Genomic DNA, 17,004 nt, shown 5'->3' on the forward strand with positions numbered 1-17,004 from the left:
TTTACATTTATCATTATTTCTTCACCGCAGCCGTGGTTTTCTTAGCCGGGGCCGATTTGGTTGCTGCCGGAGCTTTCGCAACTTTCTTGGCCTTGGCTTTTGCTTTCGGTTTTTCCTCCGATCCGGCATCTCCGCCCGCCAGTTTCAGGCAGTCTTCCAGGGTCAGTGAAGCCGGTTCGACGTCTTTCGGGATTTTCACATTCCGTTTGCCAATCGAGATATACGGGCCGTACATGCCGTTGACAACTTTCACCGTCGGATTTTCGGGAAATTCCTTGATGTATTTATTACTTTCCGCCAGCCGTTTTTGCTGAATCAATTCGATGGCGCGGTTGAGCGTCAACCCGGCGGGCGATTCCCCTTTCGGCAACGAAATGTACTTTTCGTCGTGTTTAATGTACGGACCGAAGCGACCTTTTCCGGTGGTAATTAGTTTCCCTTCAAACTCGCCGATCGATTCGTTAATGTTTTCGGCGCGTTTCTGTTGAATCAGTTCAACGGCTCGTTCCGCCGAAACCGTGTACGGATCATCATCTTTGGTGAGCGAAACGTATTTATTGTCGTGTTTGACGTACGGACCAAATTTTCCGATACCAATCACCATCGGACTGTCTTCAAAAAAACCGACTTCGCGGGGCAGTGAGAACAAATCCAGGGCGTCTTCAAGCGAAATGGTTTCGATCAACTGATCTTTTTTCAGGTTGGCAAACTGCGGCTTATCATCATCCGTAGCCTCGCCAATCTGCACGTAGGCGCCGTATTTTCCCAGCCGAGCCGACACTTTTTTGCCCGTTGCCGGGTCGATGCCCAATTCCCGGCTACCCGGTTTTGAGCCCGTCAGCGCAGCGCCCTGCACGGTTTCAACGTTCCGGTGAAAATCGCCGTAGAAATTTTGAATCATGTCTTGCCAGCTAATCTTTCCGCTGGCGATTTCGTCAAAATCCTTTTCGACCGTGGCCGTGAATTTATAATCGACAATCCCTTCAAAGTATTCGACCAGGAAGTCATTCACCACAAGACCCATATTGGTCGGGAAAAGCTTGGCTTTCTCCGAACCGTAATTTTCCTTACCGGTTTTTTCCTGAATCTGGCCCTGCCGGAGTGTCAGTTCCTTAAACTCCCGCTCTTTACCGGGGCGATCTTCCTTGACGACATATTGCCGTTTGACGATGGTCGAAATGGTAGGAGCGTAGGTCGACGGGCGACCGATGCCCATTTCCTCTAGTTTTTTGACCAGACTTGCTTCCGTGTAGCGCGGGGCGGGGCGACTGAACCGCTGCGTGGCTTTCATCAGGTCCAGATTCAGAACCTGACCAATGGAAAGCGGGGGCAACATGCCTTTGCTTTCTTCATCCTCGTCATCGGTCGATTCAAGATAGACTTTCAGAAAACCGTCGAATTTGATGACTTCACCCTGCGCGATCAGTTCTTCCGGCGTGGTCGAAATGCCGATGGTAGCCGTGGTGCGTTCCAGTTGCGCATCCGCCATTTGCGACGCGATGGAACGTTTCCAGATCAGGTCGTACAATCGTTGTTCGTTGCGGTCGGCACCGGCGGTTTTTACCGAAAAGTCGGTGGGCCGAATGGCTTCGTGAGCCTCCTGCGCCGATTCGGATTTGGTTTTGTATTGCCGCGTGTGGACGTAATGAGCGCCAAAATCACTCGTAATCGCCTGTTTGGCTTTGTCGATGGCTTCCTGCGAAAGATTGGTTGAGTCCGTCCGCATGTACGAAATCTTACCGCTTTCGTAAAGCTTCTGCGCCAGTGTCATCGTCTGTAAAACCGAAAATGACAATTTGCGCGATGCTTCCTGTTGCAGCGTGGAAGTGGTAAACGGCGGTGCGGGCGATTTTTTCGCGGGCTTGGTTTCCAGATTCTTGATCGTGAAAATGGCGTCCCGGCATTTTTCCAGAAAAGCGCGTGACTCCTCAACGGTGTTAAAATTCTTCGGTAATTCGGCGTTCAGAACCTTCCCGTTGTCGACAATAAACTGGGCCGTAACCTTGTAGCTGGATTTGGAATTGTGGGCATCGATCTCGCGTTCCCGTTCGACGATAATCCGTACCGCTACCGATTGTACGCGACCCGCTGACAACGCCATGGAACTGCCGGATTTGATTTTTTTCCACAAAACCGGCGACAATTCAAAACCGACCAGCCGGTCGAGCACGCGCCGGGCCTGTTGCGCATTCACCAAATCAATATCGATCAACCGGGGCGATTCGATGGCATTCTGAATGGCTTTTTTGGTGATTTCGTGAAAGACAATTCGTTTGGTATCATCTCTCAAACCAAGCGCTTCCTTCAGGTGCCAGGAGATGGCTTCTCCTTCGCGGTCGTCGTCCGTTGCGAGCCAGATTACCTCTGCCTCCTTGGCAAGCTTCTTTAATTCGCTGATAACCTGACGTTTATCTGCGGTTACTTCGTAGACGGGGCGAAAGCCATTCTGAATGTCAATCGCCATATCGTCTTTTGGCAAATCCCGAACGTGACCATAGCTCGACTTCACCACGAAATCTTTACCCAGATACCCTTCAATGGTCCTCGCCTTCGCGGGTGATTCCACGATAACCAGGTTTTTTGACATATAGATTCAGGTTGATTGTTAAAAAGTACCGACAGCCGTTCCCACGTCTCGTGCCAAATATAGAAGCAAAAGACGTAATACTTACAAATCCAATGGTGGGAATGATTGCCGGGCGGGTTCTAATTGCTATGTATAACGGTTTGTAAGCCCAAAACGTTCCGAAAAATTAGGTATAAATGATCAGGATGTAATTTGGCGATTGTTGGCTGAAAACGAAGCAGATACGAAACCACCTTGGTTTTTGTCTGCATTAGTTGTTGGTCCGATCAATCAAAAACGACCCTGTTTCTGCGGTTATTCGGTTGTAAATCGAAAAAAAATAAATTAATACATAAAAGAAGTCCTAAAATGCCTAAAGTTGTGGAATTGAAATGATTTGAAACTGATACTTCAACATTTGGTAACATTCGTTGATTCGCTTAATTCCTGGTAATGATTCTTCTGATTCTGTGGGCGGTTTTGGCGTCCGGTTGTTCCATATACGGTTTACTGATTTTCAAATTACTGGTCCGCTGGCGGATTATCGACGATTCCGAAGCCGTTCGCGGAAGTGACCTGCTCCTGGCGGGCCTGGTTCTGCTGGTGCTGTTTGTGCAACTGGCGTCGATTTTTTGGCCTGCCAATTACGTGCTGGCTAGTAGCTGGCTGGCCGGTGCCCTAATCCTGGCGGTTTTCTCCCCGTCAATCACGAGAAGTTACTTCCGGCGGTTTGCCCTTCAGCAGAAACAAATACCGGTTTTCTGGTTGATTTTCCTCGTCGTATTGCTCTATTCAACCCTCGAACCCGTGAATGCCGACAGCGGATTGTATCACTTACCTTCCATTCGCTGGTACGAACGATTTCGGGTCATTCCCGGTCTGGGCAACCTGCACGGTCGCCTGGCTTTCAATTCCAGTTTTCTGGTTGCTTCGGCGGCTTTCGGGCTGACCGATCTGGCCGGTCAGACGGTATTTCCGCTCAATGGTTTCGTGTTTTTGGTCGTCAGCTGGCGATTGCTGGGGCAAATTCGGTCGGCCACATCCATCCGGTTTTTGGCTTTACTGCTACTGATTCTGGTCTTGTTTTACCTCGTTCGTCAGGTGTATTCCCCAACGCCGGACGTCTGGGCCACGTTGTTGCCGATCACCATTTTCATGATCTGGCTGGACATAAAACCGGTGTTTTCGTTTCGGCACATTCTGCTTTTTATGCTGGTTTGCCTTTGTATTACGGTCAAACTGGCCACCATTCCCATTGCATTCTGCTTGTTGCCCCTCGGCTGGGCGGTTCGGAAACAGCTTTCTTCTCGCACGCTGGTTTTTTTGACCGGGATGGCTTTTCTGTTGATTGCGCCCTGGCTGATTCGCACCACGATTCTTTCGGGCTATTTATTGTATCCGTTTCCGGCAATTGACCTGTTTGCCTTTGACTGGAAAATTCCGCTTGAACGGGTGCAATTTGAGAAGGATTACGTGACGATCTGGGGTCGGTTTCGGCTTTTTGAACCGGAAATCAAACCCGGTCTGCTGGAAAAACCGGCGACTGAATGGATTCCGATGTGGTGGAGCCTGAAACCGTATTATTTCTTGAACAAACCGACCTGGGTGTTAGCGGTTCTTTCGCCTTTTGTCATTGGTTTACACTTCCTGAATCCGATCCGGCGAGCCAGGATTCAGAAGCTGTTATGGCCCTGGCTGGTGGCGCTGATCGGTTTTTTGTTCTGGTTTTTCTCCGCTCCCGACTATCGGTTTGGTTATCAGTTTATCTGGCTAACGGCTTTTTTACCCCTGTTGCCATTTATGCCCCAGCGCTCCGATTTCTGGAACGTAAGGCCGTTTAGCAACCTGGTAGTAACGGGTTTACTTCTTATATTACTCAGCGTTTATGCCAATACATTTTTGCGGAAAGAGCATTTCCCTCTATTGCATTATGCCATTTTTCCAAAACCGCTCAGCTTCCGGCACCGGGGACCGGAAGAAGTCGTTTTTGACCGTTGCCGGACGCGAAGCGGACTGGAAGTATTGATTCCTAATCACGGCCCCTTGTTTCTGGGATGTTATGATCAGGAACGGCCCTGTTCGCCTTATTTCTATCCCGATCTGGAATTACGGGGAAATACAATCGCCGACGGTTTTCGAAGCACGCTCTCTACTGGTAAATAAAAATGTAACCGAAATTGAAATTATGTAAACAAAACAGACTAAAATAGGGGATGAATATGCTTTCTTAGCACTTGTCACCTCAATGAAATTATCAATTATTATTCCGGCATATAATGAAGAAAAAACCATCCGATCGGTGTTGAACCGCGTTTCCGAGGTTGCCCTGCCGGCCCAAATCAGCCGGGAAATTGTGGTTATCGATGATGGTTCGACCGACCAGACTGAAAAGATCATTCACCGGTTTATCGACGAAAACCCGGCTCTGCTGGTGCAGTATATTAAACAACCGATCAACCAGGGAAAAGGCGAAGCAATTCACACCGGAATTCGCCGGGCTACGGGGCAGTTTATCATTATTCAGGATGCCGATCTGGAATACGACCCGGAAGAATATGGTCACTTGTTGCAACCACTGCTGGCCGGTCGGGCCGACGTAGTGTACGGATCACGGTTTATGGGCGGACGTCCGCACCGGGTTTTGTATTTCTGGCACACCGTCGGCAACCGGTTTTTGACGCTTCTTTCGAATATGATGACCGATTTGAACCTTACGGATATGGAAACCTGCTTCAAGGTTTTTCGCAGTGAAGTCATCAAAAGTGTCGATTTGAAAGAAAAGCGGTTTGGGTTTGAACCCGAAGTGACGGCCAAAATTTCCCGGATTCCGGGCATCCGGATTTATGAAGTCGGCATATCCTATTACGGACGGACGTATCAGGAAGGGAAGAAAATTGGCTGGCGCGACGGTTTTCGGGCCATTTTCTGCATTCTGAAGTACAACCTTTTTGTTTCGCCCCCCCGTGAAAAGCCCGTGCTAGACCTCGAAACACCTGGGGCATTGGCCGGTAAAAACTAGTGCGTCCTTCCCGGTTTTGGCCGGAAAAGGCTTTAAAAACCGACTCCCGATATTGATAACGTTTACAAATTAAATGGAAAATGCCCGCCCGTTTTATTTTAGAATGAAAATCATCTAATTTTGAGACGCTCATTCGGAAACTCATTTTCCGATGGCTGGTGTTATCTATTTAGATACATTATTCTGTTCACTGCTAAATTTCCTCCTGTCTATGGCTTTTGATTTTGACATGATTCAGCGCGTATACGACGGTTTCGGCGAACGTGTCGAAGCAGCCCGGCAAGTTGTGGGTCATCCGCTCACCCTGTCGGAAAAAATACTGTACGCTCACCTTACCATCGGAAAAGCCGAGAAGGCGCTGAATCGGGGTAAAGACTATGTTGATTTTGCACCCGACCGCGTAGCGATGCAGGACGCAACGGCCCAGATGGCCCTGTTGCAATTCATGCAGGCCGGCCGTTCCAAGGTGGCCGTGCCGTCAACCGTTCACTGCGACCACCTGATTCAGGCGGAAGTTGGGGCCGCGCAGGATCTGGAAAATGCCAATAATAAAAACCGGGAGGTGTACGCCTTTCTTTCGTCGGTTTCCGACAAATATGGTATCGGTTTCTGGAAACCGGGTGCCGGAATTATTCACCAGGTTGTCATTGAAAACTACGCTTTTCCGGGCGGTCTGATGATCGGAACGGATTCGCACACGCCAAACGCCGGAGGGCTGGGAATGATCGCTATCGGGGTCGGTGGTGCCGATGCCTGTGACGTGATGGCCGGATTGCCCTGGGAACTGAAAATGCCTAAGTTGATTGGTATCAAACTGGTCGGTAAACTGTCGGGCTGGGCGTCGGCGAAAGATATTATCCTGCGCGTGGCCGGTATTCTGACTGTAAAAGGAGGAACGGGCTGCATCGTCGAGTACTTCGGCGAAGGTGCCGATAGCCTGTCGGCCACCGGAAAAGGCACCATCTGTAACATGGGTGCGGAAATTGGCGCCACGACCTCGATTTTTGCTTATGACGAAAAAATGGGCGATTACCTGCGGGCGACCGACCGCGCCGATGTCGCTGAGGCTGCCAACGCGGTTCGTCAGCACCTGCGCTCGGACGACGAAGTGTACGCTGATCCGGCTTCCTATTACGATCAGGTCATTGAAATCAACCTGTCGGATCTCGAACCGCACGTCAATGGTCCTTACACCCCGGATCTGGCGTGGCCGCTGTCGAAATTTGCGCAGGCCGTGAAAGAAAACGGCTGGCCTGAAAAACTGGATGTCGGTCTGATCGGTTCCTGCACCAACTCTTCGTACGAAGATTTGACCCGGGCCGCTTCCATCGCCCAACAGGCCATCTCGAAAAATCTGAAAACCCATTCTGAATATACTGTAACGCCGGGCTCGGAACTGGTACGGTTTACAACGGAGCGCGACGGGCTGCTCGATACATTTGAAAAAATTGGGGGCGTCGTGCTCGCCAATGCCTGCGGACCCTGTATTGGTCAGTGGGCGCGGCACATCGACGATCCGAATCGTCAGAACTCCATTATCACGTCCTTCAACCGGAACTTTGCGAAACGCAACGACGGTTTGGCCACCACGCATGCTTTCGTTGCTTCGCCGGAACTGGTGACGGCGATGGCGATTGCCGGTAGCCTGACCTTCAACCCGATGACAGACAAACTGACCAGCGAAACCGGTGAAGAAGTGATGCTGGACGAACCAGCCGGTATCGAACTGCCGGTGAACGGGTTTGCGGTCGATGATGCTGGTTACCAGGCTCCCGCCGAAGATGGCAGCGGTGTTCAGATTATTGTTAGTCCGACTTCGGATCGATTGCAACTGCTGGATTCTTTCAAAGCCTGGGAAGGTACGGATCTGCTCGGCCTGAAGCTGCTGATCAAAGCGAAAGGGAAATGTACAACCGACCACATTTCGATGGCCGGACCGTGGCTGAAATACCGGGGTCACCTCGATAATATCTCGAACAACATGCTGATCGGTGCAGTCAATTTCTACAACGAAAAGACTAATACCGTAAAGAATCAATTGACGGGCGAGTTCGGCGAAGTACCGGCGACGCAGCGGGCTTACAAAGCCGCGGGCATTGGCTCGATCGTCGTTGGGGACGAAAACTACGGTGAAGGTTCTTCCCGCGAGCATGCCGCAATGGAACCCCGCTTCCTGGGTGTTCGGGCCATTCTGGTGAAATCATTCGCCCGGATTCACGAAACAAACTTGAAAAAACAGGGGATGCTGGCGTTGACTTTTGCTGATCCGGACGATTACGACGACATCCGCGAAGACGACACGATCGACATTCTAGGCTTGACTGAGTTTAGCCCGAACGGCCAGTTGACGATCCGCCTGAACCACACCGACGGTACGAGTGAAGAGTTCCAGGTGAATCATACCTACAACGAAACGCAGATCGAGTGGTTCAAAGCTGGTTCGGCCCTGAACCTGATCAAGCAGAAGCAAAACGCGTAAGCTGCAGCTTTAAAATACCTCAAGCCCTCAAAACCGTTGTGTTTTGGGGGCTTTTATTGTTTCGCGGAGTTGAGCGGAGACAAGAGGAGTTAAGCGGAGATTATTTTTAGATTTACTTCGCTTAACTCCCCTTGCCTCCGCTCAACAATCTTTTTTACCCTCTGACGCTTCACTGGCCATTTTTACCGTTTCATCGGGAAAAGGCTGGTTTTGTTGTATGTTTGCCGGTATCTTAAGGCCGAAGCATTGCGAAGTGTATGACCTATGAAGTCTGGCAACCCATGTTCATCGGCATGGTAATTTCAATCCTGCTGCTGAACGTTGTCCAGTGGATCACGTATCGGGAGCGGATTTATGGGTTATATACACTCTATATGCTGGTCTGGCTGGGGTATTTTACCGCCCGCGTGCCGGAACTCAGCACCGCCTTTTCCAACAACGACTACTATTTCATCCGGGCCTGCGCCCCCATGATAGCCTACTTCATCTATTTTGGGTTTACCGACGCTTTCATTAATTTACGGAACCGGCTGCCTGGTTTGTTTCGGGTGTTCCAGTATACGCAGCTCTGTATTGCGCTTTACGTCAGCCTGCAATTCTACATCTGTTACCTGGCCAGCGACTGGTATCCCCGCGTTTATGACACGGCGCACACCGCTATCCGTCTCGGAATGATTGGGTTAGCCATTTTTGGGATTTACAAAATTCTGCAGTTGAAGGATACCGTGGCGCGGTATTTTATCATCGGATCAACGTTGCTGATGGTAGGAGCGGTCACCTCCATGATTCTGACGTATCTGGATACTTTTCCTGGTCCCGGATCGGTTTTCTGGAAAGCTCCGTTGACGGCTATTCAGGTGGGAATTATCCTCGAACTGATCTGTTTTTCACTGGGTTTAGGCTATCGGCAACGGCACGCGGCCATCCGGACGGCGGTGCTAGAACAGAAAATTGAACGCCAGCAGGAAAAACACGAGCGGAAACAACTCGAAAACGAGCTTTCCGTCCAGCAACTGCGGCAGGAAATGTCCGAAGTGCAGATGAAGGCGCTGCAGTCGCAGTTGAATCCACATTTTTTGTTCAATTCCCTCAATTCGCTGTCGTCCCTGATTGCGGATGAACCCGTCAAAGCGGAGCAGTTTGTCGACGAAATGGCGAGCGTTTACCGTTACATCCTCCAGACCAACGACGTAGAACTTACCACGCTGCACCGCGAGCTCCAGTTTATCCATTCGTATTTCCATTTGCTGCAAACCCGCTATGCGCGCGGCATCGACCTGAAAATCGACGTGGCAAATCATTTAATGAATAGCCAGCTTCCACCGCTCACGCTCCAGCTGCTGGTTGAAAATGCCGTTAAGCACAACATTGTCTCCGGCGACCAGCCGTTGAAAATTCATATTTCCACCACGGAGCACGCTTGGCTCTCGGTTCGCAATACCCTGCAGCGCAAGTCGGTCGATCGGGTAAAATCGACCCGAAAAGGATTGCTCCATATCCTGACAAAGTACAAGATGCTCGGTCAGCCCACGCCCACGGTTCTGGAAACCGATGGTGAATTTATTGTTACCCTCCCCCTAATCCGATAAGCCATCCGCTTCATATTGACCTTTTTCCGTTTCATTGAAGTAGACCTGGTTTCCATTGGGGTTGTCCACCACCTTTGGGGCTAAAACAACAGCTATGGCACCATGAGAACGGTTTCTACCATCAGCATATGGATCAACGGTGACGCTGGACTTCTTTAGTTTGGGCTCATCCGTCAGTTGCGATAATTGCATGAAAGTTCAGTATCGGGAGCCTTAAATGGACTAGTTTTTAATGATACAACCATGAAAAATGTAAACCGGTTTACCATTATCGGGGGCGGCATCTCGGGCTTGACGACAGCGATTGCCTTACGCAAAATTGGCATCAAAGCGACTTTGTTCGAGGCTTCGCCGTCGATCAAACCTCTGGGTGCAGGTCTGGCACTGGCCGCCAATGCCGTCAAAGGTTTTCAAAAGTTGGGAATTGTCGATGCGATACTGCCCGGTGGTCGTTTGATGGATGCGTTTGTGATTCTGGACGAAAAAGGCCGCGATATTACGCGGACCGATAGCCGCGCCGTTGGCCGGAAGCATGGGATCGATAATTTTACGATTCACCGCGCGATCCTGCATCAGGCGTTGCTGGATCAACTGGTCGGAAACCCCATTGTGCTGGGAAAACGCGCCATTTCCATTGATCAAAGTGGCGAGGGCATCATCATTCGGTTTGACGATGGAACTGTCCACCAGACGGATTACCTGATTGTGGCCGATGGAATTCACTCGGCCATTCGCCAGCAGTTGCTTCCCGATTCCAAACCGCGTTACGCTGGCTACACCTGCTGGCGGGCGGTAGTCGATGTCAGCGGCATGAACCTGGATCTGCATGAAGCAACCGAAACCTGGGGGCGAAACGGACGGGTTGGCGTCGTTCCGTTGGCCGGTAACAAAATTTACTGGTTTGCCTGCGTAAACGCGCCGTTTCAGGATGCCCGGATGCGAGGTGCGAAGGTCAGCGACCTGACGGACTGGTTCAGCGGCTATCATCGTCCGATTCCGGAAATCATTGCCCGAACGAAAGATGAAAATCTGCTTTGGAACGATATCATCGACCTGCAACCGCTATCGCGCTATGCCTTTGGAAATGTGCTGTTTGTGGGTGATGCGGCTCATGCTACCACGCCCAACATGGGTCAGGGCGCGTGTCAGGCTATCGAGGATGCCGTGGTGCTGGCGGACGAACTTTCGGCCAACGATCAACCCGCCGAAGCTTTTAAACGGTTTGAAAACCGGCGCCTGAAGCGGACGCATTACATCACTGAAAGATCCCGGCAGATTGGGGTCGTTGCCCAGATTCAGAATCCCATTCTGGCCGCGTTACGCAACGGACTGTTCAGAATGTTACCACCAAGTTTGAATGATCGACAATTAGAAACCTTGTATAAAGTGGATTTTTAAGTATATTTCTGCTCCATTCTCATTTGTTTATGTATCGGGTACTGTTCAATATTGAACGAATTGTTCGGCCTTCGGACGAAGAAAAAACCGCTTTTGAGCAAATCATTTGCCACCGTGTTCTTGCCAAAAACGAGCTATACGTGCGGGAGGGAACGGTTTGCAAAACCATTGGTTTTATCGAAAAAGGGTGCGGCCGTCTGTTCTACGAAATCGACGGCTGGGAGGTTTCGAAGGAGTTCCTGTTTGAGAATTCGCTGCTGGGTTCGTTTGTCGGCTTTTTTACCCAAAAACCGTCCAACGTCAACGTGATCACAGTGGAAGAAACCCAGTTACTTGAAATGAACTACGACGATGTGATGGCACTCTGCCGGACGTATCCGGTTTGGCAACGGTTTGCGACCCTGCTGTTGCAGGACCAGTTGATGCGGGTGGAACGGCGGGAGGCTTCCCTGTTGAAAGACGCCCCCGAAAACCGCTACCGGCGGTTGCTGGAAGAACACCCCAAAGTTCTGAACCGGATTCCGCCGGAATTTGTCGCCAGTTATTTGGGAATTACGCCCGAAACCCTGGTTCGGTATCGGTCTGGTATCGGCGTTTAAAGTATATTTGTAATTGACTCTGGTTACAATAGAGCATAAAGTCTAACAGTCCTGGTGTATTGCCGTGAATGAATTAGCCAGTATAGAAAACGAAGAAGGGGACGTTTACGCGATCATGAGCTACGAGCCTTCCCGTAATTACCTCATAATGAAGTGGATCGGCTTTTGCACCGATGAAGAGTTGATGACGGCCACGCTGAAGATGCTGGAGTGGCAACAATCGGAGGGCTGGCGACACGTTTGCCAGTTTCACGTCCACGACACCAAGGAATTCGGTGTCGCCTGGTCCGGAGCTATTGACTGGATCGTCAATGAATATTTTCCGCAGCTTCATAAAGCGGGCGTCCGCTATAACATCAGTATTCTGTCACCGGATCTGTTTTCCAAGCTATCGTCGGAGGCTTTGTTTGAAAAGAGCGAACCCGTCCTTCCCACCAAATTATGCGAAACACTATCGGAAGCCGAGCGTTTTATTGACGAGCATCACCATATAACCGGCTGAGAACTAGTCAGAAGAGCGGTTTTTCTTCTTTGCTTCCGGCCGACCTTAATCCCGATCTAAACTCGTAAACCCAGTAGATGATTACCGTTCGACATTCCGAATTGATTCGATTGCCGCTTACGGAAGTCTACGGATTTTTGGGGTGTTATGAATATGATTTGCTCTGGCGAAGTAACCTGTTTGCCCTGAAACAGGATTCGCCCGGATTGGCCCGTTCGGGCATGAAACTGCACCAGATCGTTCGCCTTTTTGATCAGGAAATGACGATTGTTGCCGAGGTGACGGCGGCTGCCCACAACCGACGGACGGCGCACGAGAGCGTGAATAGTCCGGTTGAATTGTGGGAACAGCGGCTGTTTGAACGGTTAAACAAGGAAACCCGCGTCACGTATGAAATGAGCCTGGAGTTAAAAGGCTGGCAGCGGCTCATGGCGCCATTGCTGATCCACCAGTTGCAGCGCCAGTTTCGGAATGACCTGATTCGGGTGAAGCAATTGCTGGAAGAAACCCCCAATCCACTGATCGAGTTGCCCAAGCGACTGGTTTAGAGGTCGTTAGCTATTTTCCCATCCATTTCTTGAATTCGGTTGCCCGTTCGCGGCTCACCAGCACTTCCTCTTCCGGAGCCGGTTTTAACGTGAGTTTCAATTTGTTGTTGAAGTAAGGATGAATTTGCTGGACGCAGTTGATATCGACAATGAACTGGCGGTTTGCCCGAAAAAACTGCAACGGATCGAGCATTGCTTCGAGTTCGTCGAGCGTGTAATCCACCGAAAATTTCTGGTTGCCGCGGGTTCGGAACAAACTGACGCCCTCTTCGGAATAAAAATACGCGATGTCCGACACCTCAACGGGCATCCACTGCGAAAGGTGCTTTACCAGAAACCGCTTGCGGTACTCGGCGGGCTGAATCTGCTGGCGGAGCTGCTGCACGAGCGCGTCGATGGCCATTTTTCCCCCGGTTTCGGCTTCGGCCGGGTTCCGCAGCTTCCGGTGTTTCTCCAGGCTGGCTTCCAGTTCGTGCCGTTTGATGGGTTTCAACAGGTAATCGATGCTGTTGACTTTGAACGCCCTCAGCGCGTATTCGTCGTAGGAAGTCGTAAAAATAACCGGTGATTCGACGGGCGTTTGCTCAAATATCTCAAAGCTCTGACCATCAGCCAGCTCGATGTCCATCAGAATCAGGTCTGGGGCCGTATTATTTTGTAACCATTGTACGGAAGAGCGAACGCTGGCGGCCGTACCAACGATGCGGATCGAATTATCTACGTCCTGTAAAAGTTTGGTCAGTTTCCGGACTGCCAGTTCTTCGTCTTCAATCACCAATACATCCATACAATTTGGTCGTTATATTTTGGGCGGGGTGGGTTTGCTGATCCCGTGTCAAATCATACCCCAAATAGCAGATTCGGTCACTTTTTTCCAAATTCCAGTCCATTGAAACCGCAAATTGCCCGGGTAAACCGGTACAGTTTCGCCATGAAATGAGCGCTGAATTAACCAACACCAATCTTCTCGCGGAGGAGCGGCAGCGTGACGATAAACAGGCCCTCTTTCTCTTCAATTGTAGGGCGGGCCAGATTTAGCAGTTTGTATTTGGAGGCAATATTGGAAAGACCGACGTGGTTCGATTCCACCCGCACGTTCTTGCGCTGTAGTGTGTTGCGGATCGTCAGAAAACCGTCCACCGCTTCAATTTCAATTCGAAGGGGATTTTCCGGAAGCATCGAATTGTGCTTAACGGCGTTTTCGACCAGCATCTGCAGCGTCAGCGGAGGTAAAAGCGCTTCCTGGTTGTCTTCAGTGACCAGAATCTGCAACGAAAGTCCGGCACCGTATCGGGTTTTGAGCAGGTGATAGTAGGAGTCGATGAATTCGAGTTCTTTCCGCAAAGTTGTCAGTTCCCGCTCGTTGGTTTGCAGCAAATACCGGTAAACGCTGGCCATATCGTCAACAAACTCCTCGGCCAGTGCCGGATTTTCGGAAATGAGCGATGATAAAGTATTCAGGGAATTGAACAGAAAATGCGGATTTACCTGACTTTTCAAGACCTCAAACCGCCCCTGCCACTGGGTTCGGAGCAGCGCTTCTTTTTCCAGATTGGTTTTTTGCCACTGAATAAACAGGTAGGAACCTTCGTAAATACTAATGTATAAAAGGTGGTAAAAAATCTGAATACCGATCGTTTCCAGGTACATGATAAAAAAATCAACCTCGAATTGAAGCACGGGGTATTCGTCATTCGGATAGGTCAGCGAATGGCCGAATTGCCGAAGAAAAAAGCCGATGTTGACGAGAATCGGAAAAACCAGAATCAGCAGGTACATTCGCTGTCGGGTATTTGACAATCCCGGATACCGGTTTTGAATCAATCGAACGATCCAGCGAGTCAGATTCCAGCAAATATAACCGGAAACAATCCCAACGATAAAGTACCGAATTAACTCGCCCGATGTGTAGCTCAGTATCAGTTTAACCCGGAAGAATAAGGCCCCAAAAAAGAAGAGAATAAATGGGCCTAAGATTCGGAGTCGGGTATCGTTAAAAGTTTGCATATTCTTCCAGAAATAATCTGCCGTACTGGCAACGACGATTAATTAGTCATGAGTGGCAAGGTGACACAAAACCGGGTGTCTGTATTCAGAATCTCCAGCCCGCCTTGACCGAGCAACTGGTATTTGGTTGCAATGTTGGCCAGGCCCACGCCGTTGGAAGCAACGCGCAGATTCTTGAGCTGAACGTTGTTCGAAACCGTCAGACGTCCGCCATCGATTGTTTCAATCCGGATCTGAAGCGGCTGATCGGCCAGGATAATATTGTGTTTAACCGCGTTTTCGACCAGCATTTGCAAAGTGAGCGGTGGCAGTTGCGCATCCTGAAAACCGTCTCCAATCCGCACATCCAGGTCGATGCCGTTGCCGTAGCGGGTTTTAAGCAGGTGAAAATAGGATTCGATAAATGTTAATTCATCGCGTAAACTTGTCAGGGCATTTTCATTGGTCTGGAGTAAATACCGGTAAACGCTCGATAATTCTTCAATAAACAGCTCAGCCTTCTCAGTATCTTCATCAATTAATGACGATAACGTATTCAGACTATTGAATAAAAAATGCGGATTAACCTGCTGTTTTAAACTGTCCAGCTGGCTCTGCAAATTCGCTTTTTTCAGCTTTTCCGTTTCACTGATAGTTTGTGACCATTTCTCAAATGTATAAACGCTTTCGTGCACAATATTGGCGATTACGTTCCCGATTGTTCCGAATACTATCGCCCAGAATAGCTGGTTTGAATCGAAAACATAATGCGGAAAATGAATCCAGTCGTAAAAATAAAACAGGAAGATAATGGCCGAGGAAGACATCAGGATGTGGATGAAAAGCGCCATAACCATGCGCATCCAGGTCTGTCGAACTTTGGGAAACCGCTTGCGCAGGTAAACCGCCGGAACCGCGTGTAGAAAGAATGCCGGAGTCCAGATAAGGGTGGTAATAATGGAAGCGCCAACAAAAATATCCAGCCGCTGAATATAGAGTTTCCCGAACAGCATGTAGTTCAGGAAAAAATAATAGCCGGGCAAAATGCCCAGCGCGATCCAGGTATCCTTATTGGTATAGCGGTTTAATTTCAAGCCCACATCGGTACAGAAAAGTCAGGGTAAATTTACCAAAAAATCGGCACCTTTAGCGATCAGCGGAACCTGAACACTAAACTGACGGCCGTCGTCGGTAATGACCGGTCGTGGCAGGCGCAACAGCGTAAACCGCTCACTCAATTGGGCCAGACTGCCCGCTTCCTTATTGACCTGCAACGTCTTACGCTGAATGTTATTGGAAATGCGCAGGAAAACCGCATCCCTCGTTGCGTCTGGTTCGGCCTGGAGTTTAATCAGAAGTGGCCGGTCGGCCATGACGACATTGTACCGAATGGCATTTTCGATCAGCGTCTGCAGGCTGAAGGGCGGCAGGTAACAATCCAGCAAACACGACTCGATGTCGATCTTCAGGTCGATGGCCCGTCCGTAGCGCACTTTCAGCAGGTAAAAAAAGGACCGTATAAAATTGATTTCCGTCTGGAGCGTCACCACTTTTCGATCATTGGATTGCAGCAAATACCGGTAAACGCTCGACATTTCTTCCAGAAACTGGTTGGCCTGGTGTTTATCCTCCGAAATAAGCGCCGACAGCGAGTTAAGCGAATTGAACAGAAAGTGCGGATTCACCTGATTTTTCAAACTATCGAATTGTCCTTGAATGCGGGATTTCTGGACGGCCTCGGCTTCGGCAACGGCCAGGCGGTATTGGTGCAGGTAGTAAATTATTTCGTAGGTCGTTCCCAGCATCAGGGAACAAAAAATACCGATTCCGATGTAAGCCTGATAGACCCGGGCGGTGATGGGAATAATGGCAAGGCCGCTGAGGTCGGTCAGCAAGATGAACAGCGATTGACAGACAACGGAAAGCAACACGTAACCGCTAAACGTGATGACAATGCGCCGGAAGGCGTTGCGGGCGTCGGGGAAATGTTTACGGACGTAACTAACCCAGCTAACGGAACCTTCCCACGCCAGCGTGACGTAAGCCATGCCGATAAACACCCAACCGGCGTATAAAACCGGGTTGTCGTGATACTCTTTGAGGTATAATAAATTCGCCAACAGCACAATCAGCGGGATTCCTATCCAGCGGAGCCATCGATCGTTCGGTCTTTCCAACGTTGTCACGTACTTTACAATTGGGATAATAACTTTTTCGTAAAATAAGTTGTAGAAAACCGTTTGCTCAATACAGAGTTGATTGAAACGCGCACTTTTGGGGTTGAATTGAGGTTAGTTGATGCTAAAGAGGATAAAATC

Annotated in this window: 14 protein-coding genes; 8 read left to right on the forward strand and 6 right to left on the reverse strand. The window is 49.8% G+C overall.

All coding sequences use genetic code 11. From position 1 onward, the window contains the following. Positions 1 to 13: 13 nt before the first annotated feature. Positions 14 to 2,587 (reverse strand): type I DNA topoisomerase, encoded by a 2,574-nt coding sequence (gene topA, locus GJJ30_RS14790; RefSeq protein WP_154175948.1) that lies wholly within the window; start codon positions 2,585 to 2,587, stop codon positions 14 to 16. Positions 2,588 to 3,019: 432 nt separating this feature from the next. On the opposite strand from topA, the gene GJJ30_RS14795 reads away from it, so the two are divergent. The 4 genes from GJJ30_RS14795 to GJJ30_RS14810 all read left to right on the forward strand — a co-directional run bounded on the left by GJJ30_RS14795 (position 3,020) and on the right by GJJ30_RS14810 (position 9,653). Continuing rightward, positions 3,020 to 4,729 carry an LIC_10190 family membrane protein gene (locus GJJ30_RS14795; protein WP_154175949.1) on the forward strand — a complete coding sequence of 570 codons (1,710 nt, stop codon included), beginning with the start codon at positions 3,020 to 3,022 and terminating at the stop codon, positions 4,727 to 4,729. 82 nt (positions 4,730 to 4,811) lie between these two features. After that, positions 4,812 to 5,585: a glycosyltransferase family 2 protein gene (locus GJJ30_RS14800; RefSeq protein WP_154175950.1), complete on the forward strand. Its 774-nt coding sequence runs from the start codon at positions 4,812 to 4,814 to the stop codon at positions 5,583 to 5,585. Positions 5,586 to 5,796: 211 nt separating this feature from the next. After that, positions 5,797 to 8,064 (forward strand): aconitate hydratase, encoded by a 2,268-nt coding sequence (locus GJJ30_RS14805; protein ID WP_154175951.1) that lies wholly within the window; start codon positions 5,797 to 5,799, stop codon positions 8,062 to 8,064. A 257-nt stretch (positions 8,065 to 8,321) separates the two neighbouring features. Continuing rightward, positions 8,322 to 9,653 carry a sensor histidine kinase gene (locus GJJ30_RS14810; protein ID WP_154175952.1) on the forward strand — a complete coding sequence of 444 codons (1,332 nt, stop codon included), beginning with the start codon at positions 8,322 to 8,324 and terminating at the stop codon, positions 9,651 to 9,653. Here GJJ30_RS14810 and GJJ30_RS14815 read toward each other — a convergent pair. Beyond that, the gene (locus GJJ30_RS14815; RefSeq protein WP_154175953.1) at positions 9,642 to 9,845 is read right to left on the reverse strand and encodes a hypothetical protein; all 204 of its coding nucleotides are present in this window, start codon (positions 9,843 to 9,845) and stop codon (positions 9,642 to 9,644) included. The genes GJJ30_RS14810 and GJJ30_RS14815 overlap by 12 nt on opposite strands. A 51-nt stretch (positions 9,846 to 9,896) precedes the next feature. On the opposite strand from GJJ30_RS14815, the gene GJJ30_RS14820 reads away from it, so the two are divergent. The 4 genes from GJJ30_RS14820 (at position 9,897) to GJJ30_RS14835 (ending at position 12,700) form a co-directional block, all read left to right on the forward strand. Beyond that, entirely contained in the window at positions 9,897 to 11,051 is a 1,155-nt protein-coding gene (locus GJJ30_RS14820) for an FAD-dependent monooxygenase (RefSeq protein WP_154175954.1), read from the forward strand. Between the two features lie 29 nt (positions 11,052 to 11,080). Continuing rightward, positions 11,081 to 11,650, forward strand: coding sequence for a Crp/Fnr family transcriptional regulator (locus tag GJJ30_RS14825; protein ID WP_154175955.1), 570 nt, complete (start codon positions 11,081 to 11,083; stop codon positions 11,648 to 11,650). A 64-nt stretch (positions 11,651 to 11,714) separates the two neighbouring features. Beyond that, positions 11,715 to 12,152: a hypothetical protein gene (locus tag GJJ30_RS14830; protein ID WP_310588298.1), complete on the forward strand. Its 438-nt coding sequence runs from the start codon at positions 11,715 to 11,717 to the stop codon at positions 12,150 to 12,152. A 77-nt stretch (positions 12,153 to 12,229) separates the two neighbouring features. After that, entirely contained in the window at positions 12,230 to 12,700 is a 471-nt protein-coding gene (locus GJJ30_RS14835) for an SRPBCC family protein (protein WP_154175956.1), read from the forward strand. Between the two features lie 10 nt (positions 12,701 to 12,710). Here the strand turns inward: GJJ30_RS14835 and GJJ30_RS14840 are convergent, their stop codons facing one another. From GJJ30_RS14840 to GJJ30_RS14855, 4 genes are all read right to left on the reverse strand, one after another. Next, entirely contained in the window at positions 12,711 to 13,487 is a 777-nt protein-coding gene (locus GJJ30_RS14840) for a LytR/AlgR family response regulator transcription factor (RefSeq protein WP_154175957.1), read from the reverse strand. A gap of 161 nt (positions 13,488 to 13,648) precedes the next feature. Beyond that, a complete protein-coding gene (locus GJJ30_RS14845) occupies positions 13,649 to 14,707 on the reverse strand; it encodes a sensor histidine kinase (RefSeq protein WP_154175958.1) in 1,059 nt (352 codons plus the stop codon). Between the two features lie 38 nt (positions 14,708 to 14,745). After that, positions 14,746 to 15,780, reverse strand: a complete 1,035-nt coding sequence (locus tag GJJ30_RS14850; RefSeq protein ID WP_170299200.1) for a sensor histidine kinase — start codon at positions 15,778 to 15,780, stop codon at positions 14,746 to 14,748. Between the two features lie 21 nt (positions 15,781 to 15,801). Then, complete coding sequence (locus GJJ30_RS14855) at positions 15,802 to 16,863, reverse strand: sensor histidine kinase (RefSeq protein WP_154175959.1); 1,062 nt, start codon at positions 16,861 to 16,863, stop codon at positions 15,802 to 15,804. Between the last annotated feature and the right edge of the window lie 141 nt (positions 16,864 to 17,004).

Origin of the sequence: Larkinella terrae (assembly GCF_009668025.1) — a bacterium.
Taxonomy (GTDB): Bacteria; Bacteroidota; Bacteroidia; order Cytophagales; family Spirosomataceae; genus Larkinella; species Larkinella terrae.

Bases quoted from the DNA above. Each gene is read 5' to 3' on its own strand.
- topA (WP_154175948.1), bottom strand. From the start codon at position 2,587: ATGTCAAAAAACCTGGTTATCGTGGAATCACCCGCGAAGGCGAGGACC.
- GJJ30_RS14795 (WP_154175949.1), top strand. From the start codon at position 3,020: ATGATTCTTCTGATTCTGTGGGCGGTTTTGGCGTCCGGTTGTTCCATA.
- GJJ30_RS14800 (WP_154175950.1), top strand. From the start codon at position 4,812: ATGAAATTATCAATTATTATTCCGGCATATAATGAAGAAAAAACCATC.
- GJJ30_RS14805 (WP_154175951.1), top strand. From the start codon at position 5,797: ATGGCTTTTGATTTTGACATGATTCAGCGCGTATACGACGGTTTCGGC.
- GJJ30_RS14810 (WP_154175952.1), top strand. From the start codon at position 8,322: ATGACCTATGAAGTCTGGCAACCCATGTTCATCGGCATGGTAATTTCA.
- GJJ30_RS14815 (WP_154175953.1), bottom strand. From the start codon at position 9,845: ATGCAATTATCGCAACTGACGGATGAGCCCAAACTAAAGAAGTCCAGC.
- GJJ30_RS14820 (WP_154175954.1), top strand. From the start codon at position 9,897: ATGAAAAATGTAAACCGGTTTACCATTATCGGGGGCGGCATCTCGGGC.
- GJJ30_RS14825 (WP_154175955.1), top strand. From the start codon at position 11,081: ATGTATCGGGTACTGTTCAATATTGAACGAATTGTTCGGCCTTCGGAC.
- GJJ30_RS14835 (WP_154175956.1), top strand. From the start codon at position 12,230: ATGATTACCGTTCGACATTCCGAATTGATTCGATTGCCGCTTACGGAA.
- GJJ30_RS14840 (WP_154175957.1), bottom strand. From the start codon at position 13,487: ATGGATGTATTGGTGATTGAAGACGAAGAACTGGCAGTCCGGAAACTG.
- GJJ30_RS14845 (WP_154175958.1), bottom strand. From the start codon at position 14,707: ATGCAAACTTTTAACGATACCCGACTCCGAATCTTAGGCCCATTTATT.